Below are 962 nucleotides of genomic sequence, written 5' to 3' on the forward strand. Positions count from 1 at the left end.
GCGCGTCGGCCGACCGCACCGCGATCACCCACGCCCTCGGCGTGCTGGAGCGCGGCGGCGGGGGTGCGGGTGGCGGCGGCGCCGGGCTGGGCGCTACGGGGCCGGGGGTCGCTGGGCCGGGCGCCGTTACCGGACTCGGCGTCGGTGGGCCGGGGGTCGGACGGGGTCACGCCGGCTGCTTCTCCCGCTTCTCCTCGATGAGGGTCACCACGCACTCGATGACCTGCTCCAGGGTGAGCTCGGTGGTGTCCACCTCGACGGCGTCGTGCGCCTTGGCGAGCGGGGAGGTCTTGCGGCTGGAGTCGGCCGCGTCCCGCCGGGCCAGCGCGGCCCGGGTGGCGGCCAGGTCGGCGGCCTCCTTGCCGCGCAGCTCACCGCTGCGCCGGGCGGCGCGGGCCTCCGGCGAGGCGGTGAGGAAGATCTTGAGGTCGGCGTCGGGGAGGACGGTGGTGCCGATGTCCCGGCCCTCGACGACGATGCCCTCGCGCGCGGTGACGGCGATGGTGCGCTGGAGCTCGGTGATCCGGGCCCGCACCTCGGGGACCGCGCTGACCGCGCTGACGTTGCCGGTGACCTCCTGGGTGCGGATCGGCCCGGCGACGTCGACGCCGTCGACCGTGATGGTCGGGGCGGCCGGGTCGGTGCCGGAGACGATCGTCGGCTTGTCGGCGGCGGTCGCCACGGCGGCGGCGTCGGAGACGTCGACCCCATGGGTCAGCATCCACCAGGTGATCGCCCGGTACTGGGCGCCGGTGTCGAGGTAGCGCAGCCCGAGCTTGGCCGCGACGGCCTTGGAGGTGCTGGACTTGCCCGTGCCGGAGGGGCCGTCGATGGCGACGATCACGCTTGCCGATGCGGTCCGGTCGGCGGTTTCCACGGTGACAGACACCTTCCTCGTGCACGGGGCGGGGTTTCGGGGGCCGGGGCCGGGCCCGGGGACGGCGGCAAACGCCGCACGGTCG

The 962-nt window shown here is 75.8% G+C and carries 1 protein-coding gene; it reads right to left on the reverse strand.

Annotated elements, in window-relative coordinates; translation table 11 throughout:
- Positions 1-166: 166 nt before the first annotated feature.
- Positions 167-877, reverse strand: coding sequence for a (d)CMP kinase (gene cmk / locus ACSNOD_RS31425; RefSeq protein ID WP_436770477.1), 711 nt, complete (start codon positions 875-877; stop codon positions 167-169).
- Positions 878-962 lie beyond the last annotated feature (85 nt).

This window comes from Streptomyces sp. URMC 123 (genome assembly GCF_051386515.1).
GTDB lineage: Bacteria > Actinomycetota > Actinomycetes > Streptomycetales > Streptomycetaceae > Streptomyces.